Here is a 23,941-nt window from a genome sequence, read left to right as displayed (position 1 = left end):
TCACCCACTACATCGCCCGCGCACTCCTCGAAGCCGGAGGATTCAGACCCCAACTACACCGTCGATTGTGAAGAGCCCTTGAACCCTCAACGAAGATCCCCGGCGAAAGCCGGGGAGACTGGTAACTACCCACGTCGATCCTCCCGCACTACAGCAGCCCTCAACGAAGATCCCCGGCGAAAGCCGGGGAGACGTGGCCTCACAGACGGACTTGTAGAGGGGTGAATAGGCCCTCAACGAAGATCCCCGGCGAAAGCCGGGGAGACTCGTCCTCGGTGATTTCGGTATACGGCATCTGCGGCCCTCAACGAAGATCCCCGGCGAAAGCCGGGGAGACCGCGTTGTACGCCACCGATGACGGCTCCCCGCCCCGCCCTCAACGAAGATCCCCGGCGAAAGCCGGGGAGACCCTGCGGTCCGGGACGGTCGTGTCGGGCACGGACCGCCCTCAACGAAGATCCCCGGCGAAAGCCGGGGAGACCCAGTTCGGCAGCGTCTTGTGGGCCTGCCGGACCCGCCCTCAACGAAGATCCCCGGCGAAAGCCGGGGAGACGAGGTCGGCCAGTGCCCCAAGATTCCCTGCCGGGAACCCTCAACGAAGATCCCCGGCGAAAGCCGGGGAGACTTGTCGTGATGACCGTCTCCGGACAGGTAGCCCTCGACCCTCAACGAAGATCCCCGGCGAAAGCCGGGGAGACGTTGGCGTAGGCGGCGAGCTGGAGGAGGTTGTCGCCCCCTCAACGAAGATCCCCGGCGAAAGCCGGGGAGACCTAGGCGTGCATGCTCGCCCTAGCGGTGACGCTAGCCCTCAACGAAGATCCCCGGCGAAAGCCGGGGAGACCGCCGTCCTGGATCCCGGTGAACGGCCTGACGGAATTCAACCCTCAACGAAGATCCCCGGCGAAAGCCGGGGAGACCCGAGGACTGGCGGCGGCCGCTGTTCTACCGCCGCGACCCTCAACGAAGATCCCCGGCGAAAGCCGGGGAGACGTGGCGGCCAGCGATCTGCCACTCGGACACTGAGCCCCCTCAACGAAGATCCCCGGCGAAAGCCGGGGAGACTGAGGCCGGAGTTAATCGGCGCCGTCGTGTCGTAGAACCCTCAACGAAGATCCCCGGCGAAAGCCGGGGAGACCGATACCCCATTCTATTGCATTGTGACTGGCAAGGTTACTGCTCGCGCGCGCGGGGTCCCCTGCGGGGCCAGAAGATTCCGGACATTGGCGCTACCTCACGAGCACCTATCTGGCGCGTGACAAGGACAAATACGTGGACGCAGCCTAGCGGTGAATTTGGCATCGACAGAGCCTGCGCGCCACCCAAGACCGAGTCACACGATGAACGATCCCGAATCCGTAATCGGTCGCTCTTTCCCGATTACCTCAAAATCTCTTTGAGATATTTGCCCAAGAGCGCCCAAGTCGCAGAGCAGGAGGGAATCCTCACGCGTGCGCAACGTGACGATCAGCTCCCTGCGAAGTCGAATGAAGCGAGACGGCTTCGCGTCTACCACAAAGACGCTGTACTGAATTCGATCGCCGTGTCTCAAGAGCAGCTTCGCAACGGTGGCCCGTCGCCGATTATCCACGATGTCATAGGAGATGAGATAACGCCTCACGGCATCTCGTGTCATCGAGTCGTTATCCCACGATAGTCATCGCGCGTACCTTCCAGCACGGCCAAGATCATGCGCGCTTGGACTTCCATTGCCCGACGCCAGGACACTTGATAATCAAAAACGGGATGCATGAGTTTCGAGGCCACACGACGCTCGAAGGCCGCAACCAGCGACTTTCTCCCGGCTTCACGCAAGCGCCAGTCACCGAGGATTGATGTGAAATGTCGTTGGCCGATCTCTCCATTATTGACAGCACCCAGCACGACCGAATCCGCGATGGGAGCACGGAACTCTTCAATGAGATCCAGCGCCAGGGCTGGCTTGTTACGCGAACTTGAATGCAGAAATCCTGCAGCCGGATCAAGCCCGCATGCCGCGATCGCTCGAACCGCCTCGGCAACCAGGAGTCCATAAGCAAAGTTGAGCAGGATGTTGAGCGGATCACCCGCGCCCCTGCCCCGTCTGCCCGGCCACAGGTCTGTGAAGAAGGCCGCGTTGGTTCCTTTGAGGAAGGCGGGGAAGCGCGAGAAGTACACGGCGGCGGCTTCCCCTTCGAGGGCAAGAACGTTTGGGATCGACCGGGCCATTCCGACTTGTCGGGCGAGCGCACGCAGCGACGCCCCCTGCTCGGCAAATCCATGACGACGCAGCGCAGTCGCTTGATTTACGATTTTGGCGCGGATCGCCTCTCGTGAAAGAGGGAGCGACCCCTCCTGAGACAGCACATGCTGCTTAGCCCGTTCCAGCCCATGGGGCGTCTCCGCCGAACTGGCCCACCCCACGACGCGCCCACGACCTGTGCACCAGACGATCGTTGCCCGCCGCCATAGGAGTTCACGGATCACCGCACTCGACAGGTCGGCATTCCCAAACAAGACGACGCCGCCCACGCGTTCCAAAGGAATCGACGCCAAACTCTCCTGACCCTTGACCACCTCGATTCGGTGGCTCTTCAGTTGAACCCGGCAGCCATAGGTCTGCACATGAAGGATCTCCGAATCAGGATCCGCGACGGAAATCCGACGCGCTTTGCCGTCCCGCCCGGTCTCGTCGGGCAGGCACACCGATGCGTGGGAGCAACGGGCACACCTTGGGTCCAGTTCCAACGGTGGCGGCGCCGTCGCGCTCTCCAGCACTGCCTTCGTCTCGACCAGCCACTCCAGCGCACGCTCTGCCATGCGATCGTCGATGGAAACCTCGACACGCGTCTCGTGATTTACGAAATAGACAGCGAGCCGTCTCACCGAATAGCCAGCAAGCTCGAGACACAGGCGTTGCAGCGTCAGCTGCACTTCCTGGGCTTCTGTCACCACCGGAACACGCCGGACAGGAGTCGACTTGAACTCCACAACTTCAAGCCCCTCATCAGGGTCACCCGTCACCACATCACAGCGCCCAGTGATCCCCAGCTCCGGACTGCTGATCGCTACTGCTCTGGATCGATCCTCCGAAGTGCCGGCACGGTCGACTCGTCGGTGAGCGTCTTGTCCGAACTGAATAGCTGCACTTTCGACCGACTCCCCTGCTGCCTCGAGCCACGCTCGTCGTCGACAGAACACCGTGTGCGCTACGAGACTGATCGGAATCGCTTCGTCCTCCATCAGTCTGCTCGCTCGAACACTTCAACGAGCCCCGCTCTAAGCATGCGTTCGGGAGCGCTGGCACTGCCCTCTTTGCTGATGGGGAAGCGCACCAAGGCTCGCACGCCGTGAGCCAGCAGCCGCTGACCCGCTAGGGCTTGCTCTTGTGGATCACCGAATGCGGCAGCACTGAATGACTCTGAAGCCAGCAGCGCGCGAACCTTGGCAAGTGTGATGGCGTGGAGAGCGATCGGTAGCGCAGCCAAGCGTGGGTGAGTCGGATGCCCAGGAGGCATTCCGGCTGTTTGGCTCATACGTCGGATCTGCGGAGTTAGGGTCGTTGCGGAAATACCCCAAAGGACACACCACGCGTACGAGCTGTCCATAGGCTGCGGAGGAAGGAAACCTGTTGGGGTGCGGGAGTTGTCCGAGTTCCACCCAGTCTCATCATGCAGCCGATCGCCCGTCAAACCCTTGTTGGCATCCTCGAAATCAAATTTGGCTACCGCTTTTGCCAAGGGCGCCAAGCGGTGTTGGACGAATTCTTCTCCTCTGTTCCGGGTCTTCATCTCCCAACGGCTAGCACCTTGGTCTGGCTCAAAGTCCTTGACTTGCCAGCGCCAGAAAGCGGGTTCTCCCAGTGCGGCGATCATGTGGCGGTCCAAGCGAGTTAGGTGAGTTTGGTCGAGCTCGTCGCGTCTCCACTGAACCCACTTCAACAGGTGTTCCGAGTTCATCGCCTTGATCCGAGGGCTGAACAGGCCCATCCCAGTCCCGGAATGAGCTCGCACCTGTTGGACCCAAGAGTCCTCTGCTGTGCGGACTTGTGCATGTTGGACCACCAACTCGCCCGGATTGGCATCACCGGTCCACGTAACGGATGCATAGGCTTCGGCGGCTTCATGCCACTGCAGGCGTACGTCGCGAACGCCAGCCTCCTGCATGATGGCCGCGAGTCCATATTGGGCAAAGTGCGTTGCGGCCCCCTCAAGCTGGCCTGCGATTCGGATCACTTGCCCTCCTTGGAGACCTGACAATCCGCTGACCGCACCAACGCTTCGAGATAGGCACATGCCCATGCCCCCACCTCAGCATCCGTTTGCTCAACCAAGTCTTCCCAAACTCCCTCGTCGAATAGTTCCTTGGCCGCTGCCGCGGTGGCGGGGGTGTCCCCCTCCGCCAAGAGAGCGCTGCTCGGATTGGGCGAGAGGCCACGTCCCCGTCCATGGCTGGCGCCAACCAGACGAACGATCAGATCCGAGCGCTCTTTCTCATCGTTGAGTAAGTGGGCGTACGCCAACACTGCGGATCGCATTTCGTGCCGCCATCCTCTAGGAAGACCCGAAGCGGACTGATCTCGGCGCACCTGCTGCGGAGAGCGCTGGCGGCCCTTCGCCAGCAGCTCGCCAGCCCTGTTCCCCAGCACCATCTGGAATCCTGGATGTCCTTTGCCTGCGTCATGCCAGAAGCCAGCAGCCTTCGTGATGTCCACGAACTCCATGGACAGACCGACATCCTCAGCCAACTGAAGCGCACGTGCAGCCACTGACGCTGAATGGTCGGTCAGCTTCACGGTGCCAGGTTTCGGTGTCCATTCCTGACGCACTTCCTCGTTCTCGCGCAGCGTTGAACCTCTCACGAGCACGACCCAGGGCAACAGTTCGTCCCCGATTGCACGGGGCAGTCGCACCGTCCAGCCGTCGAACCCCATCTCACGAATTGTCTGTAGCGCTTCTTCAGCAGTGAGCCCAGCCAGAGCGGTCGTGAGTCCTGTCGGGTCGTCGTCTCGGAAGAGGACGCTGACAGCATCGGGATCTCCCCATGCGGTTATGAGAGTTTCGGGCATCGACGGCTCTTCAGGAACCACAACCCCGGCCACAGTGACTGGGTGATCGCTGTCCAAGCACACAACATCACCGGGCTTGACCGCTTTCACATCTTCGGGCGCAAGCAATTCCCAGTTGTCGTCACGCCAGACGAAAGCCCTGGGGTGGCGACCGCGACTCCGGTCGTCAAGAACCCGCTCAAGGACACCGCGCAATGTGGGCAGCAACACAGGGAATGCCTCAGCCACCTCGGGCGGTGTGGCCATGAGAAGCGCAAGAGCTTCGATGTCATCGTTCGGCAACTTTGCCCGCAGAATCAGGCTCGCTTCTGCACGTTCTTCCTCCAAGTCGTCGTCCAACCAGAGTTCCAACGTCTCCTCCGCGAACAGTTGTTCCGACGTCGCCGCCCATCGCTGAACATCAGCCCATTCCGCACGCATCTCCACTGCGCGGCGCGGTTGGGCCGGAGGCGGTGGATCAGACACGAGTGCCCAAGGCGCCAAACCCAAATCCATCTCGGCTCTGCGCGTCAACCATTCCAAGCCATTGGTGAGTTCATCAGCGGCGTACGGCGGATAGTCGACCAGCGCGCCCGACTCCGGCACCAAAACGCGGACTTCGCTCGCAGCCAATGCTCCACGGCGATTGACGCGACCAGCGCGCTGGGCAATCGCACTGCCCGGCGCAAGCTCCGTGACTAAACCATCCAGGTCCAAATCAACCCCGACTTCGACCGTCTGCGTTGCGACCAGCACATCCAATTTCGGTCGGTCGCGGGAGTTCCATAGCTCTGGGTGTTCCGCTCGCAAAGCCTTTAAATCCATGGGGCGCATCCGCCCGACCCAACAGGCAACCTTGAGTCCGCGTTTGTTCAATTCCTCCGTCACGCGAACCGCCGTATCCACACGATTCACGATGCAGCCCACGGCCCCGGGGACCCGCAGGCGCAGGCCCGCGGCTTCGTCGGCGATCTGCGAGATATAGCGCGCAGGAGCAACCCGCGCGAGCGCATCCCGGGAAGGCACAAGCACTACAGACTTGGGCCTGAGCAGTCGAGCAGCGAGTGCGGGATCGGGGCCGTTGACCGCAATATCGTCGCCTGTGACACCGACGCGCGTGAAGGAATCGTCTTCACTATGCGGAGTCGCCGTTGTCTCGACAACCTGGAGCCGGGGAACCCCGAGGTCGGCCTCGTGCCGTTCCTGAAGTTGTCGAACCCGGCGGGCCGTCGCCAACAATTGCCGGTTCAGGTGGGCCTCGTCAAGGACCATGACGGAGTCCATCGCCATCAGACCGGCCTCGCGGGGACGCGCGAACCTGCTGGCGCCATAGCCACGAAACAGGACACGACTTCCCCACATGGCCGGCGTGGCACAAATGATTTCACAAGCTCTGGGGTCATCAAGCCAATGGGATTGTGGGCTGAGACCACCTCGCAGTTGCGCCACCACCAACGGCTCACCATCCCCGCCACGAAGGGCCAACAGCGCGTCGGCCACTTGCTTCACTACCCCGTCAGTGGCATCCGTGAGGTCCTGGCTGATCCTCTCTGCGCGTTCCGCGTGCGAGTCGACCAGTGCTCGTCGGTCCACGACGACGCCCAAACGGCGCGGGATCCTTGGCCCGGCGCCGACCGCGCTCAAGGCCGACGCGAAAACGTGAACATCGACGACATTCGACTTGCCGGATCCCGTCGGTGCCGAGATCTGGTCAGGCCAGCGTGCATGCTCCAAGAGGTGATCGAGCAATCGCAACTGCCAGGCAAACGGCGCGTACTCACTCTTGCTTGCCGATGAAGATGAAACTGACTCCCCGTTGACGGCCGCGAAAAAGGCTGGGAAATCTGCGGGACTGAGGCTCAAGCTGTCCACAACGCACTCAGTTCATCCGGGACGTCGACAGGCATCATCAGACCGCCACCAACATGTCTGGATTGCCCGAGCGCGATGAGTGTCGAGTCATCAGAAAGCCCACCGAGCCGCAACAGACCCCGATATGGCTGGCAGGTCACTCCCTCTGGCAGTTTGTGGGCAAAGACTTCAACACGAGAATCGGGGACGAGCGTCAGTTGTGTGGCCTCCACCCCCAAGGACTCCACCTGCTTCACCAAGGCGCGATAGCCACGTTCCCCCGAGGGCACAGGACCAAAGCGCTCCCGGAACGCAAAGCCAACGGCCAACTTTGCCGCGTGCGCCAGTGTCCATGAACCGTTCCGGGCAGGTTGCCTGCGCGTATCTGGTACAAGCGCTGGAACGGGCGCCCACCATCGCTGCATGCCATCAGCAGAGGGCGCCCACCACGACGCCAGGTCCGAGGTGCCAGCGGGCTCGAGGTGCAGTTCCTGTCCTGCTCGATAGAGACGGAGTTTGGCACGTTCCAGGCTGCGCCGAAGGATCGACTCTTCTGCCGGCTGGATGCCGGCGGGGAGCATGACCAAGAACATCGGGGTGCCGGAAAGAACTCGCGTCGGGAGCCCTGTCGGCACATAGTGAATCGCGACCCTATTGGCCGGCTTCCTCACGCCTTGTTGATAGATCCCCGTCACAACAGCTGGGGCATCATCACCGAGACGGTGCGCCAAGAGCCGGTGGAAAGCGACACACCAACGAACGCGTTCGTCGGCAGGGACACACCGAGAGGATTTGAACAGCAATGCCCGCGGCCACGGAACTGTGGACGGGGTCGGGTCAGCTGCAAGCCCGTAGTAGGACTTTCCGATGGTGCGATGCGCTGGCTTGCGACTCGACGGAAGTTTGGCAACGCGGTGGATATCTTCAGCGGCGGTCGGGGCTTTGGCGGGGTTCGCCTCCAGATAGGCAGTCTCCAGTTCCTCGATCCGGCCGACGGTCGGTGTCGCCATGGAGATGCCTCGATTGGACAACTGGCCTGCGTCAACGAGCCGATCCAACGGCTGCTCAAGAGCAACAGTGGTGTCGAGAACAACGGGACTGTCCGCTTCTCCCAAACAGGACACGTCCGGACACAGGTTGACGATGGTCGCTGCGATCTTCTCGGGAACGTCTCGCCAGTGCCATCCAAAGGCACCGTCCACTGCGACAACCTGGTTGATCCGCTGACCGGTCTTTCGCGTCACCACCCCGCCTCCCTTGGCCTTCTCGAAAACACCTTGGTCTCGATAGGACAGAGCAGACGCAGCATTCGCCTCGCTGCGAGCCATCTGAATCTGATCTGGCGGCCGGGCCTCAAGCCACTTCAACGCCGCCATCGAGGTCTCGCTCGGACGAAGATCTGCGCCTTGGACAACCGCGGTTGACCCCTTGCCGGCCGCATGAACCAAGGCATCAAAGAGCCTGGCTGTTTGCGGATAGCTGTCGGGGGTGTCTCCGTCGTGACCGTGCCCCTGGAAGAAGCCGAGTGGGAAGCGTGCAGTAATTGTCAACTCCACCATGTCACTGCGCGTCTTCCTCGTCTGAAGTAGCGCCCGCAACAATGGCTGGATTGCCCACCACAGAGAAGGTCTGCCCCTCCCACGTCAAGTCCAAGGTGCGCTGCGCCATGTCGAGTGCCGCAGACAACAACGCATCAGCTTCCTCTACCGAGAGCGGCGCGATCTGCCGACTGTTGCCATTTCGACCGTCCAGTGTCATAACTGGCGCCGACGCTTCCACCAAATCGCAGTTGGCCCGGATCAGAAGTTCACGATTCGCGCGCGCGAGAGATGCGAGGCCAAGACCGGCGAGAACTGCGCGGCCGGCAACGTCACCTTCCCCTGGAGACCCGAAACGCAATTGCCGCAGGGCACTGAAGCTCAGCACAGTCGAACGAATAATGCGACGACAAGCGACCAGACCGAGCGACTCCAGCGCTGGCGGGATCGCGCCCAGACCGAGTCGGGACGCCGAGGCGACGCCCTTCGCGGACTTCTTGACGTCTTTCGCGATCTGCTCGAGCAGCTTGCCGCTCAGTTCATCTGATTGCGCCTTCGCGAGACCATCGAGCACAGGGCCGGGAAGTTGGACACTCGCCGCCACCGGATCGACGCGGGCTCCACCCATCATCGGCGTCTCCGGCCCGCCCTCCGCCTGCACGGCCAACACGCCGATGATCTCACCTGTCATCGCAGAGCGAAATCGCGATTGGTTGGATTTCCGCGTCGCGTCCCAAGAGCCGAAAAGGAGGCTGACTGGACTGAGCTCCATCAGGGCCCGCACGTTGGCGGCTTTGGCGTCCCGCGCAGCTCGATAACGCGCCTCCTTCGTGACGGCCACTCCCTCGATCGTGGCCGCCCGGATGTGCCCATCGAAACCGCGGTGTGGCAGTTGATAATCCGCCAGGGACGGTCCGGCCTCGTAGGTGACCTGGATCCGCGGCATCCGCGAAAGCGGTTCTTCACCGTCCAAGATGGCGTCCGCAAGGGCACTCTCCACGCGGTTGAGCGATGAACTCTTGGAGTCAATCGTGACGACATGCTGAGGCTCGCCATCGATGAAGCGTCGACCGTACGCATAAACCGCCTGCGAGCCGCGCACATATTTCGCCGGAGCGATCGCACCGTGCGCACCGGCCGCAGGGGCCAAATCGGTAACAACCGTGAGGACACTCGCACCACCTGGAGAACACGCGGCAACCAGATCTTCGAATGACAGATGTTCAGACACAAGGCCTCCAAGGCAGATAGAACAACAGCAGATAAGGATGCATGCGCACCAGCGGCTCACGAGCACGCATCAGGTGAGCCGCAACGGCGTCGAACAGCGCTCCACAATCAACGCAATAAGATGCGGCAACTTCAACTGGATCCCAACAGGCACCACCGGGTCCGTCACCAACCAATGAGCGCGACGTTGCGCCACCGTGTCGGACAACCGCGTCCTTATCGCCGCCATGACCCCTCCCCCGATGGATCCCTTGATGATCCTAGCCCCGATCTTGGGACTGTAAGAAAAACGGTGTGTGAGGGTCCGGCCTGATCCGTAAGGAGATGGCCGTGGCTGACACGACCACTGTTGTTGTTGATGACGAGATGATTGATCCCGTGACCGGGGAGATCATCGATCAGAAAGAACTCGCAGAACGCCTGCTGACGCAGGCGAAGGAACAGGGCGTGAGCCTGACTGGGCCCGGTGGCCTGCTCAGCCAGCTCACGAAGAACGTGCTCGAGACGGCTTTGAATGCCGAGTTGACCGAGCACCTCGGTCACGAGCACGGCGGGACCCCGATCGGCGAGAACATGCGTAACGGGACTCGTGTGAAGACGGTGCTCACCGAGATCGGCCCGGTCGAGATCGAGGTGCCTCGTGATCGTGACGGGTCATTCGAGCCGGTGATCGTCCCGAAACGGAAGCGCCGCCTCGACGGGATCGACCAGATCGTGCTGTCGCTGACCGCCCGTGGGTTGACGACCGGGGAGATCGCTGCCCACTTCGACGAGGTCTATGGGGCGAAGGTCTCCAAAGACACGATCAGCCGGATCACCGAGAAGGTCGCCGGGGAGCTCGCCGAGTGGTCCTCGCGCCCGTTGGATGCGCTCTATCCGGTGATCTTCGTCGACGCGATCGTGGTGAAGGTCCGTGACGGGCAGGTCCGCAACACCCCGTTCTATGTCGTGATGGGAGTCACGGTGAACGGTGAGCGGGATATCCTCGGGATCTGGTCAGGTGACGGCGGTGAGGGCGCACGGTTCTGGCTGCAGGTGTTCACCGAGCTGAAGAACCGCGGCGTCGAAGACGTCCTCATCGCGGTCTGCGACGGGCTGAAAGGTCTCCCTGAGGCGATCAACACGACGTGGGAGCAGACGGTCGTGCAGCAGTGCATCGTCCACCTGATCCGCAACAGCTTCCGCTATGCAGGACGGCAGCACCGCGACGCGATCGTCCGTTCACTGAAGCCGGTCTATACGGCTCCGTCCGAGCAGGCGGCGAAGGACCGGTTCGAGGAGTTCGCCGCCGAGTGGGGCGGACGATATCCGGCGATCGTGCAACTGTGGCGGAACTCTTGGGCGGAGTTCGTGCCGTTCCTCGAATACGACGTCGAGATCCGGAAGGTGATCTGCACGACGAACGCGATCGAGTCGATCAACGCCCGCTACCGCAGGGCCGTCCGGGCGCGCGGGCACTTCCCGAACGAGCAAGCGGCATTGAAGTGCTTGTATCTGGTGACGCGGTCGCTTGACCCGACCGGCGGCGGGCGGGCACGCTGGGTGATGAGGTGGAAGCCCGCGTTGAACGCGTTCGCGATCACCTTCGCCGGACGGTTCGAGAGAACCACTCACTGATGAAATCGCCGGACCCCACACACCGTTAAACAGACAGACCCGCATGACGCCCCCGCCGCCCTGGCCATGATTCTGGCGTCAGTATGACCTCGGGGACGTGCCGCAATCGTTGCAGGGCAAACCAAGCCACCGCAACGAACCAAAACTCTGGATCGTGAAATGAGGGAAATGACCGGCGGGCGAGCGCGCTTGAGTGTGGACATGTGTGTGCCTGCTCTGACAAGCCGAAACGCACAAAAGGAACGTCCGCGGTGGCCCCTCGGCGAGTCGCCCCCGAGACAAGTGTGCAGACCCATGGCGTCGAGGCTTGTCAGACGGCCCTCGCCCGGACTAGGGTGCAGACGCACCCATCGCCAAACAGCGAATAGAAACTCCGACGGATAGATGGCCAGGATGATGCCGGTCACCGGTGCAGACGCACCCATCGCCAAACAGCGAATAGAAACCCTCGTACGCCCCCCGTAGTCTCCGGACTCACTCTGCGTGCAGACGCACCCATCGCCAAACAGCGAATAGAAACCCGCACCCGTAGAGCGGAAGCCAGCCACCGTACACCTCGTGCAGACGCACCCATCGCCAAACAGCGAATAGAAACTGATCATGCAGAGGAGAGAGGTTCCCAGCCACAGTGCAGACGCACCCATCGCCAAACAGCGAATAGAAACCCGTAGCGCTCGATCATCCACGCCATCACTGCATTCTCCGTGCAGCACCCATCGCCAAACAGCGAATAGAAACAGCTCGTATGCTCTCGTGGCCTGCTCGTAAGAAGCCCCCGCGTGCAGTTGCACCCATCGCCAAACAGCGAAGAGAAACTTCGCAATCCCACTTTCCCAGCCGCAGCTTGCGGCTGTGCAGATGCACCCATCGCCATGTGGGGTTGACCCCGTCTGGTGGACATCGGTTAAGCGGCTTGTGAGGCCGCGGTGGTGGTCCGGTGCTCGAAGGTTACCGGAGGGATTTGGCCGAGGGCGCTGTGGCGCCGGCGGCGGTTGTAGATGGTTTCGATCCAGGAACTGACGGCGTGGATCGCCTCGGCCCGGGTGGCGAAGGAGTAGCGGTCGTAGAACTCGGTCTTCAGGGTCGACCAGAAGCTTTCGATCTGGGCATTGTCCCAGCACACACCAGTCCGCCCGACCGAGAGCAGCACGCCCAGCTCCTGCGCCGCATCAGCGAGCTGGGTGGAGGTGTACTGACAGCCTCGGTCGGCGTGGAAGATCACGCCGGTGACCTGGCTGTCGCGGAAGGTCACCGCGCGACGTAGCGCGGTCTCTACGACGTCGGTGTGCAGGGAGTCGGAGAAGGCGTAGCCGATGACGCGGCGGGAGTGTCCGTCGCGGAAGGCGCACAGGTAGAGCCAGCCCTGCCCTGTGGCCAGGTAAGTGATGTCGCTGGTCCACACCACGTTCAGCGCGCCGCGGTCGAAGACCCGCCCGACCCGGTCGGGGATGGTGTGCGGCACCTGGTCCGGCACCGTGGTGACCGGCCGCCACGGCCGCGGGCTGATCCCGCGGATCTGGTGGTGCCGCATCAGCTTGGCGACCGTCTTTTTCGACACGACCTCGCCGTCCTCGCGCAGGTCTGCGGTGATCCGCGGCGCGCCGTTCACGCCGTCGGAGTCGGTGTGGAACTGCCGGATCTTGCCCAGCAGGTCCTCGTGGCGTCGCGCCCGGGCGGAAGGGCCGGCAGCCTGCCGGTCGACCCACTGGTAGTACCCCGACCGGGAGACCTCGAGCAGCTCACACATCCGCACGATCGTGTGGTTGGCCCTCTCCGCGTGGATCAGCTCGAACGCCCGTTCTGGCTGTTCGAAGCGTTCTCCGTCACGAAGAAGGCCGCCGCTTTTTTCAAAAACTCCCGGTCCATCCGCAGCTGGGCGTTCTCCGCCCGCAGCCGCTCCAGCTCAGCCCGCTCATCAATGTCCAAGGCCCCGGGCGGGTCCTCCATCCGGGCCCGCTCGGCCGCGACCCACCGGCCCAACAGCGCCTCACCCACCCCGATCTCTCGAGCGACCTCCACGATCGTGCGACCGGTATCGATCACCAGATGAGCAGCATCACGACGGTACGCCGGGGTGTACCGCTTCCTCTTCGCACCCATGAGGGCATCCTCTCCTGCCAGGCTCACCTGGCCGGTCAGGATGTCCACCCAACGGGGTCAACCTCACCTTTCGTACCTTGTTAAGTGCTTTTGTCTAGGGACGCCGCACCGCAGTTCGTTCGATTGTCGGGCCACCGGACGCGGCTCAACTGGCTGATTCACCATGCATCTGCCGCTGGTCCAGATAGTTGGGCATTTCGGGAGCAGCAGGCTCGGTGTCAGCAGGATCGACACCCTTGTCGACGTCGCGGAGCAGGATCACGGCCAAAGCAGCCAACAGCATCACACCGGCCGCGCCGACATACAGAAGAACGGGCGTCGCTCCTGCGTCCAACAACGCGCCCGCCATCGTCGGAGCCAGGATCGCGCCGACCCGACCGATGCCGATGGTCCAGCCCATCCCCGTGCTGCGGGCAAGGGCTGGGAACCGTGGCGGCGCGGTCGTGTAGGCCCCGGCCATGCACCCGTTCACAAGGAAGCCGACGCCGCCGGCAAGCACCATCGCCAAGAAGATCAGGCTCGAGCTGAGGATGAACACAACCATGGCGCCCGCGGTCAGAATTGCGAACCCGATGAGCACCTTCCGACTTGAGAAGCGAGAGACGATCAAGCCATAGAAGACCGCTCCGGTTGCGCCACCGAGGCTCATCAGCAGACCAGCGATGATTCCCTGGTTCTCTGTCATGCCGGCTTGTGTGAGCAGCGCCGGCGTCCAGCTGTTGACGAAATAGAAGCCGAGCATGATGAGGAAGAAGACAGCCCAGATCAACAGCGTCGACCGGCGGAATCGGGGCTTGAACAGTTCGCCGATCCGACTGCTGGTCACGGGGACGGGGTCGGGGATCTCCTTCTCGGACTCCAAGCGCGGTTGCTTGATCTTGTCTGCAATCCGGTTCAACTTGGCCAGCACGTTGCGAGGACGGTTCTGCACCAGGAAGTCAACAGATTCCGGAAGAACGAAGAAGACAACCGCGGTCGACAGGAGCGTGACGATTCCTCCGACAAGGAAGACGACTCGCCACCCCGCCGGGTCGTCTCCCATCAGTGCGACGGCTGCGAACCCACCGAGGCCGGCACCAATCCCGTAACCGGCGGTGTAAAGGCCGATGGCCAAGCCTCGATGCTTGTGGGACGAGTATTCGCTGAGCAGGACGTTGACGCAGGCCAGGATGATGCCAATGCCCAAACCCGTGAGAATGCGGAACGCCCCGAGCAGCAACGCGGTTGACGCGAAGCTGGCGAGGACCATGCCAACGGCCGTTGTGGCCACTCCTGCGATGAGCATGGGCCTTCTGCCGAGACGATCGGCCAACGGAGCGAGGAACATCGAGCCAAGTGCCATGCCGACCAGACCGGCACTGATGAGGAGACCGAGCTCTGTCGCCGTGATCGAGAAATAGGCGGTGACTCGTTTGGCGGTGAAGGCCATCGCCATCACGTCGAAGCCGTCCAGCATGTTCAGCCAGACGCACGTCGCGACGATCACCCATTGAAAGCGCGACATAGGCGCATTGTTGATGCGCTTGAGAAGTTCCATGATTGTCCTAGAGGTCGCCGACCGGCTTGCCGGTCAGGTGAGGTCCACTGTGAGAACGGCACGCGAACCGGGATGAACCTCCGGCTGAGCGACCGAGTCGGACTCCAACAACGCAGGTGTCCCAGATGCAACAGCGCGCGAGACACACGCACAGGCCGATTTGTTGACGGCCTTTTCCTTCGGGCTGAAGAAGACGTCGCGGTGATCCACATGACCGTCGACGTGAAGGATCGAGACCTGGCAGAGGCCGCACTCACCCTTCCTGCACTCGAACATGACGTCGAGACCGGAGCGTTCGAAAGCTTCCAGCATGGTCTCGTCCGCCTGCACGGCGATCTCCTTCTCCAGCCTCGGAATCCGGACGAGGAAGTCCTGAGGCGCCCAGGAACCGGAGTTGCCGAAGGTTTCGAAACGAAGGTTGGTCTGCGGGAGGTGACGCTGTTCCCAACCACGTCGCACGTGATCCATCAGTCGGATGGGTCCACAGAGGTACAACTCAGTCGAATTTGCGGCCGGCTCAGCGCACACGCTGTCCAAGAGGTCGTCCACAATCAGTGGAGATCCCTCATCGTCGATATGGATCTCGATCCGCGAGCCATGGGTCTCGATCAAGTCGTCCAGATAGGCCATGATCGCACGGCTGCGTCCGACATAGACGAAGCGATAGTCCGCTCCCCGCGCCTTGAGCACTTGGGCCATTGCATGGACAGCAGTGACGCCGATTCCGCCGGCGATCAAGAGGTATTGCTTAGCCCCCACGCTCAACGGGAAGTTCTGCAGGGGTTGCGTTGCCTCGAGCTGATCGCCCGGCCGGAGAGCGTGCACTGCCGCTGAACCACCACGCGATGTCGGCGAGAGCATCACGGTGATGGTCAGGAGGGGGTCGTCTTCGATGGAGTCAACGAGAGAATAGGAGCGCTCGATCAGACTGTCGCCCCAGGGCAGACGCAGGTCGACGTGGCTGCCGGGAGCGCCCTTGTGGCTTTCGGGATATTCGAACGTAACCCGTCGCACTCCCTCCGCGACATCCTCAGTGTCGACGACGCGGACAGTTCGCCATTCAGGCTGGATTGAGACCGCCATGTCAGCCCCTCGCCTTCGAAAGGTCGGTCGGCCGGCCCTCGGCGTCGAGCATGCGCTCAACCAGGCGGCGCACCCACATCCCGCCCATGTCGATGTTCAGGCTGTAGAACTCGTGGTCAGGGTTGGCTTCGATCGCTTCCTGCTGCGCCTTGAGCATCGCCTCGTCTTCACCGAACACGTTGGACACTCCGTCACGCGTCTGTGTCGTGAGCAGTTGCTTGTCCAGGCAATAGTTGCGCATAAAGGCCCAGAAATAGTGAGCCGTCCGCCCGGTCTCCGGCGTGATGGTGTTCATCACGAAGCCATTCACTCCCTCGGCACGTTCGCCGAGCTCGGCGCCGCTGCCGGCCTTGGCAACCCCAACGTCGATTCGAACCGTTGACGGCGCCTGAAACTCAACGATCTGCCACCGGTCCACCTTCCCGTCATATCCGGGGAACTTGTCCCGGAGGTTCTTCCGCCAGAAGGGCGGCGGATAAATGTCGTGCATCCAACGGGTGACGGTCACCGTTCTGTCGTCGTGTTCGGTGTCGAAGTCGGACTCACTCAACTCCTCCTGGCCGATGGACGAGCCGTGCACGAACTCCTCGTGCGTCAAGTCCATCAGGTTGTCAACGATCAGCTGATAGTTCGCTTCGGCGTGAATCGTCTTTCCGTCACCGGCCCAGTCCGGCGAGTCCATCTGGTGCATGTCCGGGATCAGTGCCGGATCCGCCTTGTCCGGATCACCGAGCCAGATCCAGACGAACCGATACCGCTCGACGATCGGATAACTGGGCACCGTTGCCGAGGGATTGATCGTCTCCTGAGCGGGCATGTGCGTGCAGCGCCCGGCCGGGTTGAAACGCAGCCCGTGGTAGGGGCAAGCGATCTCGTTATCACCGACCAGCTTCCCTTGGCTCAGCGGAGCCAAGCGGTGCCAGCAGGCGTCGGCGAGTGCCACGGCTCGCCCGTCATCCTTGGTCCGGTAGAGAACCACCGGAATGTCGCACAAACGGCGGGCCAGCGGCTTCTGGGCCGTGACTTCATGGTCCCAGGCAGCCACATACCAACAGTTGAGCGGGAAGTTCAGCAGCTTCGCGGTCGACTTGGCGCGACCGGCTCCCGTCGAGCGTTCGGTGGACGTCGTCATGTCACACTCCTTTGTCCTGACAGTGATCTCAATACCTATCTTAATAGGTATCGGCATAGGGATGATGATAGGCATGACAATAGGTGTGAGTCAACCGGCTAGGCTCGGCGGTATGAGTCTCAAGTTCGCGCTGCTCGCCCTGCTGACGGGCTCACCCATGACGGGCTATGAAATCGGGAAGAGCTTCGATGCGTCTGTGGGCCACGTGTGGAACGCGCCTGGCAGCCAGATCTATCCAGAGCTCCGCCGGCTGGCGAACGCAGGGCTGCTGAACGTCGAGGAAGTGCCCGAAGGGCGACGCAAGAAGATCTACAGCGTCACCGCTGCCGGCCGTGAGTCGCTCCGGGAATGGATGAATTCACCTAGCACGCCAGAGCCGACCAGGGAAAACCATTTCCTGAAAGCGGCCTATCTGGACTGGGCCGACCCGGAGGCAGCCCAGGCACAGCTTCAGCTTTGGCTGGCTGCTTTCACCCAACGCCTTCACATAGTGGAAGCCGTCAGGGACAGCTTGCTCAACGGAACGCACCCAATCCTGCGCGAACGTTTGCGCACACTGCCCACCGATCAGCACGAGGCTGCAACGGCGTTCAAAGTGTTCGCCTTTGAAGGCATGGCCGAAGAAGCCCGGCAGAAGATTGCCTGGGCTGAGCGGGGACTGGAGTTGTTGGCCCGCCTGGAACGGACTCCGGCGCGCCCGGCCGACGCCCCTGCCACTCAGACGGCTCGCGTGACCACCTGATCGCAGAGCTCCGCCAGCGCGTCCTTGGCAGGTCCATCCGGCAACGGGTCGAGCATCCGGCGGGCGTTCTCCGCGCGCTCGGCGACGAATGCCTTGGCCTCGTCGATCGCGCGATGGCCGCGCAGGAGCGTGATGGTCTCGGCGAGCGCCGCGTCGTCCGAGAGGTCCGACCGGATCAGCTCCTGCAGGCGGGCATCGGCGGGATCCTCGGAGCGGAGCGCCAGGAGCGTCGGCAGCGTCGGCACACCCTCGCGAAGATCGGTGCCAGGAGTCTTGCCGGTCACGTCGGAGGTGATGTCGATGATGTCGTCGGACAACTGGAAGACGATGCCGATCTCCTCGCCGTAGGCGCGCAGCGCCTCGAGCACGCCCCCCGGCGCACCCGACACCATGCCGCCGAACACCGCCGAGGTCGCGATCAACGATCCGGTCTTGTCCGCGACGACCTGGAGATAGTGCGCCAGGGCATCCGCATCATCGGCCGGGCCGATCGTTTCGGCGATCTGTCCCTGCACGAGACGTGCGAACGTCTCCGCCTGGAGCATGACGTAGTCGACCCCCAGCTCGGCGACCGTCGTCGATGCCCGCGCGAACAGGAAATCGCCCACGAGGATCGCGACCGAGTTCTGCCATTGCCGGTTGGCCGACGGCGCACCGCGACGGAGGTCCGCATCGTCCATGACGTCGTCGTGATAAAGACTCGCGACGTGCGTCAATTCGACGACGAGCGCGGCCCGGATGAGGTCTTCCTCCTCGACCGAGCCACCGAAGTGCGAAGCCAGCAGCACCAACACCGGCCGGAACCGCTTCCCGCCGGCGTTGATGATGTGCTGGGCCGCCTGCGTGACGAGTTCGGTCTGTCCGCCGGCGCGCTCCAGCAGCCGTTCCTCGATGACCGCCAGCCGCTGCTTCATCTTCTCGGCAAACCGGTCTTCGGTCACAGCTTCACTGTCTGCCAGCACACATCCTCCTCGTCATGCGGGTTGAACGAACCGTCTCAGCGCAGGAATTCGCCCGCCATCGTGGCGACGTCCAGCAGCGGCCCCGGCAGAATACCGAGAATCAGCGTGCCGATGCATCCGACGATCACGACCGCACCCGTCAGCCAGCTCGGGGAGACGACGCGGGTGCCGTCGACCGGAGCGGTGAAGAACATGGTCACGATGACGCGGAGATAGAAGTACGCAGCCACAAGCGACACGATGACTGCCACCACGACGAGCCAGCCATAACCACCGCTCCAGGCGGCGGCGAAGACGGCCCACTTGCCGATGAAGCCGGATGTGAGGGGGATGCCGGCGAACGACAGGAGGAAGAGCGCGAACGCAGCCGCCAAGCCAGGTGACTTGCGCCCCAGGCCTGCCCATCCGGCCAGGGAGTTCACCTCTCCACCGTCGTCGCGCACCATCGTGACGATCGCGAAGGCGCCGACCGTGGCCAGACCATAGACGGCGAGATAGAACAGCACCGCGCCCACCGAGGTGAGCTGGCCGGGTCCCGCACCGGTTTCGGCCTGCGCAGCACCGACGACCGCCACGAGCAGGAAGCCCGCGTGGGCGATCGAGGAATAAGCCAGCAGGCGCTTGATATCGGTCTGGGTGATCGCGAACAGCGTACCCACGATCATGGTGACGACAGCGATCGCCGCGAACAGCGGCTGCCAGTCCCACAGACGCGCGCCGAGAGCCACATAGAACACCCGAAGCAGTGCGCCGACGGCCGCGATCTTGGTGCAGGCCGCCATAAAGGCGGTGACCGGAGTGGGTGCGCCCTGATAGACGTCCGGGGTCCACGAGTGGAACGGCACCGCGCCGACCTTGAACAGCAGGCCGATGGCGAGCAGCCCGATGCCGCCATAGAGCAGCGCATCGGAGCCGGCGTGGCTGGCGGCGGCGATGGCGATCTCCCGGAAGATCATCGAGCCGGAATAGCCGTAGAGCAGGGCGGCACCGAACAGGAAGAACGCGGAGGACAGGGAGCCGAGCAGGAAGTATTTCAACGCGGCCTCCTGCGACAGCAGGCGGCGGCGCCGCGCCATGCCGCACATGAGATAGAGCGGCAGCGACAGCACTTCCAGCGCGACGAACATCGTGATGAGGTCGTTCGCCGCAGGGAACAACAGCATGCCGGTCAGGGCGAACAGCAGCAGCGGATAGATCTCGGTGTGCTCGAGGCGTGCCTTGATCGCCTCCTCTTCTGCCGGGGTGCCCGGAACCGAAGCCGCCTGCGGGGTGAAGGCGGTCGAGCCGCCCCCCAGTCGGCGCTCAGCGAAGATCAACAGGCTGAGCAGCGACAGGACCAGCAGGATCGTCCACATGAAATAGGTCGGGCCATCGACGGCGAGGGTCGCGACACCGCCGATGCCGATCAGGCCGTTCAGCCAGTTCATGATCGTGAACACCAGCGCGACCAAGATCACGAACGCCGTGAACGGGACCTGATAGCGAGCGCGGCGGCCGCGCTTGGAGAAGGTCTCGATGCCCACTGAGAAGCACGCACCGAGGAACACCGCGATCAGCGGTGCCATCTGCAGATAGCCCTCCGCGGTGATGCCCGGTGTTTCGAATGTGAACATCAGTTGGATCCCTTCGCGAGCGGCGCGGCCGGTTCGGCGATGCCGACCTGCTGCAGGGTGGTCTGGACCGCCGGTTCGATGATGTCGAGCATCGGCTTCGGGAACACGCCGAAGGCCAGGATGATGATGAGCAGCGGCGCGATCGCCAGCTTCTCCCGACCGTTGAGGTCGCTCGAGCCGTCAGCGGCGAAGGTCTTCGCCACCGCGGGCGTCACCGGACCGGTCATGGTCCGCTGATAGGTGAGCAGGATATAGAGCGCGGCCAGCACCATCGCGATCGTGGAGATGCCCGCGACCAGCGGCATCCGGGCGTACGAACCCGCGATCACCATGAACTCCGACACGAAGCTCGACATGCCGGGCAGCGCCAGCGACGACAGGCCGCCCATCAGGAACAGGCCCGCAAGCACGGGCGCCACCTTTTGGACTCCGCCGAACGCCGCGATCTGCTGGGATCCGCGGCGCTGGATCATGAATCCGGCCACCAGGAACAGCACGGCGGTCGAGAACGCGTGGTTGAACATATAGAACGTCGCGCCGGTCATCGACACGCTCGTGAAGGCGAAGATGCCGAGCACGATGAAGCCGAAGTGGCTGATCGAGGTGAACGCGATCAGGCGCATGATGTCCTTCTGCCCAATGGCGGCGAGCGCGCCGTACACGATCGAGATCAACGCCAGGACGACGATGACGGGCGATGCCCAGCGGCTGGCCTCGGGGAACAGCTCGAGGCAGAACCGGATCATGCCGAACGTGCCGATCTTGTCGAGGATGCCGACCATCAGGGTCGAGCCGCCCGGTGTGCCCTCCTCGGCCGCATCCGGCAGCCACGTGTGGAACGGCACCATCGGGGCCTTCAGCGCGAAGGCGAAGAAGAAGCCGACGAAGAGCCAGCGGGCCAGCCCGTCGTCCAGGTTCAGCGCGGCGAGGTCGGAGAGCAGATAGCTCGGATAGCCGAGTTCGCGGAGCGACACGACATAGAGCCCGATGACCGCAGCGAGCATGACCAAGCCGCCGGCCAGGCCGAACAGCAGGAACTTGAGCGCGGCGTATCCCCGTCGGGCGTGGCCGAAGCCGCCGAGGAGGAAATACATCGGGATGAGGGTCGCCTCGAAGAACAGATAGAACAGCAGGACGTCGGTCGTGAGGAACACGAAGATCGACAGCGACTCGAGCGCCAGCACGAGCGCGAAGAACACGTGCGCGTTCCAACGGTCGTCGGCGTCCACGGTGTCCCAGGACGCCAGCAACACGAACGGTGTCAGGACCACGGTCAACAGCATCATGGTGACGCTGATGCCGTCGAGCGGACCGAGTGCATACCAGGCACCAAAGGTCCGGATCCAGGGCAGGCGCTCGGCGAACTCGGTGCCGCCCGCGTACAGAATCGCGATGACCACGCCGAGGACCAAGGTGGCCGCGGAGAACAGGAAGCCGATCGGCTTGGCCCGTTCGCCCTTGACCATCATCAGCACGGCAGCCCCGAGCATGGGCAGGACGCCCAGCAGGGTGAGCCAGGGGAAACTCATTTCTTCGACTCCTTGCTCAGGCCAGCTGGCCGAGGATCAGGACGACCCCGACGAGGGCGGCGCCGGCCACCATCGTGAGCGCGTACGAACGGACATAACCCGTCTGCAGACGACGGAGCTGAGTGGACAGGCCCCCGAAGGTGTGGGCCGTGCCGTTCACGAAGCCGTCGACACCCTTGTCGTCGATCGTGGTCGCGATGGCGTTGGCCGAGCCCATGAGGGGCTTGACGAACACCACATCGTTGAACGCATCGCCGTAGAGGTCGGCTCGCGCAGCCTGCTCGAGTGCGTTGCCGGACGGCACATAGGTCGGGATGTCCTTGCGGAACACCCACCAGCCGAGGAACACACCAATGGCGACCGCCGCCAGCGTGACGAGACCGATCGGCGACACGAAGCCCTCCCACCAGGAGGTCGGCTCGTGCGCGACGTGGTGGCCACCGACGGCTGGGTCCAGCCAGCCCACGATCCAGCCGTTCATCAGGAAGCCACCGACGACCGACAGAACCGCCAGGACGATCAGCGGGACCGTCATGACGAGCGGAGATTCGTGCGGCTGCCGCTCGACGAACCCGTTGGGGTTGTGCTCGGCCGGCTTCACCCAGCGATTCTCGCCCCAGAAGGTCATCATCATCATGCGGGTCATGTAGTACGCCGTCACCAGCGCACCGATGATCGCGAGGACGCCGACCAGCGGGCTGTGCTCGAACGCCACGGTGATGATGTGGTCCTTCGAGAACGCACCGGAGAAGCCCGGCACGCCGATGATCGCGAGATAGCCCATGGCGAAGGTCAGATAGGTGATCTTCATGAACTTCGACAGGCCGCCGTAGTTCCGCATGTTCACGTCGTCGTTCATTCCGTGCATCACCGAACCGGCGCCGAGGAACATGTTGGCCTTGAAGAAGCCGTGGGTGATGAGGTGGAAGATTGCGAAGGCGTACGCCGCCGGGCCGATGCCCGCCGCCATCAGCATGTAGCCGATCTGCGACATGGTCGAACCGGCGAGGGCCTTCTTGATGTCGTCCTTCGAAGTACCGATCCACGCGCCCGCCAGCAAGGTCACCGTGCCGACCACGACCACTGCGGTCGAGGCGATCGACGTCTCGGCATAGATGGCATGCGAGCGGGTGACGAGATAGACGCCGGCGGTGACCATGGTCGCGGCGTGGATGAGCGCGGACACCGGGGTCGGGCCCTCCATCGCATCCAGCAACCAGGACTGCAGCGGGACCTGAGCGGACTTGCCACAAGCGGCCAGCAGCAGGAACAGGCCGATCATCGTCGCGGTCGTGGTGCCGGCCCCGAACAGCGTGTTCTGGGCGCCGCCGAGGCCGGAAGCCGCCGCGTTCACATCGGCGAAGGCGACCGACCCGAAGGTGGCGAACATCGTCGCCATGGCCAGGGCCATGCCGATGTCACCGACGCGGTTGACCACGAAGGCCTTCTTGGCGGCGGCTGCCGCACTGGGCTTGTGCTGCCAGAAGCCGATCAGCAGATAGGACGCGAGACCGACGCCCTCCCAGCCGATGAACAGCACGAGGTAGTTATCGGCGAGCACCAGCAGGAGCATGGCGGCGATGAACAGGTTCAGATAGGCGAAGAACCGGCGGCGTCGCTCGTCGTGCGCCATATAGCCGATCGAGTAGATGTGGATCAGCGTGCCCACACCGGTGATCAGCATGACGAACAGGATCGACAACTGGTCGACCAGCAGGCCGACCTGGACATCCCAAGGGCCGACGCCGATCCACTCATAGAGGCCCGCGTTGACCGACCGCTGCTCGGGGTTGAGCAGCATGTGTGCCATGAGGCAGGTGCCGATGGCGAAGGACCAGAGCGATGCCGCGGTGCCGAGGAAGTGGCCCCACTTGTCGCCGGCCCTGCCGACCAAGAGCAGGATCGCGGCCGACACGAGCGGCACGGCGATCATGGTCCAGGCAAGATTGAACATCCCCACCGGAGCAATCGAGGTGGTTTCGAG

At 63.1% G+C, this 23,941-nt stretch carries 16 protein-coding genes and 1 CRISPR repeat array; of the genes, 2 read left to right on the top strand and 14 right to left on the bottom strand.

Going from position 1 to position 23,941, the window contains the following annotated elements; translation table 11 throughout:
- Positions 1 to 83 precede the first annotated feature (83 nt).
- Positions 84 to 1,135: direct repeats of the CRISPR family, unit length 36 nt; unit sequence CCCTCAACGAAGATCCCCGGCGAAAGCCGGGGAGAC.
- Between the two features lie 195 nt (positions 1,136 to 1,330).
- From cas2 to cas7g, 6 genes are read right to left on the bottom strand one after another with little or no spacing between them, the layout of a single operon-like run.
- Entirely contained in the window at positions 1,331 to 1,633 is a 303-nt protein-coding gene (gene cas2 / locus ACQ260_RS12145) for a CRISPR-associated endonuclease Cas2 (protein WP_432559696.1), read from the bottom strand.
- A complete protein-coding gene (gene cas1, locus ACQ260_RS12140) occupies positions 1,630 to 3,219 on the bottom strand; it encodes a CRISPR-associated endonuclease Cas1 (protein WP_432559695.1) in 1,590 nt (529 codons plus the stop codon). The genes cas2 and cas1 overlap by 4 nt, the downstream gene beginning before the upstream one ends.
- The gene (locus ACQ260_RS12135) at positions 3,219 to 4,211 is read right to left on the bottom strand and encodes a hypothetical protein (RefSeq protein ID WP_432559694.1); all 993 of its coding nucleotides are present in this window, start codon (positions 4,209 to 4,211) and stop codon (positions 3,219 to 3,221) included. Before ACQ260_RS12135 ends, cas1 begins: the two co-directional genes overlap by 1 nt.
- On the bottom strand, positions 4,208 to 6,895 hold the full coding sequence (cas3g, locus tag ACQ260_RS12130) for a type I-G CRISPR-associated helicase/endonuclease Cas3g (RefSeq protein WP_432559693.1): 2,688 nt from the start codon (positions 6,893 to 6,895) through the stop codon (positions 4,208 to 4,210). The genes ACQ260_RS12135 and cas3g overlap by 4 nt, the downstream gene beginning before the upstream one ends.
- Complete coding sequence (csb2, locus tag ACQ260_RS12125; RefSeq protein ID WP_432559692.1) at positions 6,883 to 8,433, bottom strand: type I-G CRISPR-associated protein Csb2; 1,551 nt, start codon at positions 8,431 to 8,433, stop codon at positions 6,883 to 6,885. Before csb2 ends, cas3g begins: the two co-directional genes overlap by 13 nt.
- A 1-nt stretch (position 8,434) precedes the next feature.
- On the bottom strand, positions 8,435 to 9,643 hold the full coding sequence (cas7g, locus tag ACQ260_RS12120) for a type I-G CRISPR-associated RAMP protein Csb1/Cas7g (protein ID WP_432559691.1): 1,209 nt from the start codon (positions 9,641 to 9,643) through the stop codon (positions 8,435 to 8,437).
- 365 nt (positions 9,644 to 10,008) lie between these two features.
- Between cas7g and ACQ260_RS12115 the strand changes: the two genes are divergently transcribed.
- Complete coding sequence (locus tag ACQ260_RS12115; RefSeq protein WP_432559714.1) at positions 10,009 to 11,259, top strand: IS256 family transposase; 1,251 nt, start codon at positions 10,009 to 10,011, stop codon at positions 11,257 to 11,259.
- A 904-nt stretch (positions 11,260 to 12,163) separates the two neighbouring features.
- Here ACQ260_RS12115 and ACQ260_RS12110 read toward each other — a convergent pair.
- From ACQ260_RS12110 to ACQ260_RS12095, 4 genes are all read right to left on the bottom strand, one after another.
- Positions 12,164 to 13,359 (bottom strand): IS3 family transposase gene (locus ACQ260_RS12110; RefSeq protein WP_432559690.1). Its coding sequence is split into 2 segments (ribosomal slippage): positions 12,164 to 13,107 and positions 13,107 to 13,359, totalling 1,197 coding nucleotides; the frame shifts between segments, so codons are not numbered across the junction.
- Positions 13,360 to 13,504: 145 nt separating this feature from the next.
- The gene (locus ACQ260_RS12105) at positions 13,505 to 14,863 is read right to left on the bottom strand and encodes an MFS transporter (RefSeq protein WP_432559689.1); all 1,359 of its coding nucleotides are present in this window, start codon (positions 14,861 to 14,863) and stop codon (positions 13,505 to 13,507) included.
- Between the two features lie 66 nt (positions 14,864 to 14,929).
- On the bottom strand, positions 14,930 to 15,979 hold the full coding sequence (locus ACQ260_RS12100; protein ID WP_432559688.1) for a PDR/VanB family oxidoreductase: 1,050 nt from the start codon (positions 15,977 to 15,979) through the stop codon (positions 14,930 to 14,932).
- Between the two features lies 1 nt (position 15,980).
- The gene (locus ACQ260_RS12095) at positions 15,981 to 17,111 is read right to left on the bottom strand and encodes an aromatic ring-hydroxylating dioxygenase subunit alpha (RefSeq protein ID WP_432559687.1); all 1,131 of its coding nucleotides are present in this window, start codon (positions 17,109 to 17,111) and stop codon (positions 15,981 to 15,983) included.
- Positions 17,112 to 17,223: 112 nt separating this feature from the next.
- Between ACQ260_RS12095 and ACQ260_RS12090 the strand changes: the two genes are divergently transcribed.
- A complete protein-coding gene (locus ACQ260_RS12090; protein WP_432559686.1) occupies positions 17,224 to 17,853 on the top strand; it encodes a PadR family transcriptional regulator in 630 nt (209 codons plus the stop codon).
- Here ACQ260_RS12090 and ACQ260_RS12085 read toward each other — a convergent pair.
- The 4 genes from ACQ260_RS12085 to nuoL form a co-directional block, all read right to left on the bottom strand.
- Positions 17,829 to 18,767 (bottom strand): polyprenyl synthetase family protein, encoded by a 939-nt coding sequence (locus tag ACQ260_RS12085; RefSeq protein ID WP_432559713.1) that lies wholly within the window; start codon positions 18,765 to 18,767, stop codon positions 17,829 to 17,831. The genes ACQ260_RS12090 and ACQ260_RS12085 overlap by 25 nt on opposite strands.
- A gap of 83 nt (positions 18,768 to 18,850) precedes the next feature.
- On the bottom strand, positions 18,851 to 20,428 hold the full coding sequence (nuoN, locus tag ACQ260_RS12080) for an NADH-quinone oxidoreductase subunit NuoN (RefSeq protein ID WP_432559685.1): 1,578 nt from the start codon (positions 20,426 to 20,428) through the stop codon (positions 18,851 to 18,853).
- Positions 20,428 to 21,957 carry an NADH-quinone oxidoreductase subunit M gene (locus ACQ260_RS12075; RefSeq protein ID WP_432559684.1) on the bottom strand — a complete coding sequence of 510 codons (1,530 nt, stop codon included), beginning with the start codon at positions 21,955 to 21,957 and terminating at the stop codon, positions 20,428 to 20,430. Before ACQ260_RS12075 ends, nuoN begins: the two co-directional genes overlap by 1 nt.
- 16 nt (positions 21,958 to 21,973) lie before the next feature.
- Complete coding sequence (gene nuoL / locus ACQ260_RS12070) at positions 21,974 to 23,911, bottom strand: NADH-quinone oxidoreductase subunit L (protein ID WP_432559712.1); 1,938 nt, start codon at positions 23,909 to 23,911, stop codon at positions 21,974 to 21,976.
- Positions 23,912 to 23,941 lie beyond the last annotated feature (30 nt).

The organism is Ammonicoccus luteus (assembly GCF_050880385.1).
Classification (GTDB): domain Bacteria; phylum Actinomycetota; class Actinomycetes; order Propionibacteriales; family Propionibacteriaceae; genus Enemella.
This window is presented reverse-complemented; position numbering and strand designations above follow the sequence as displayed.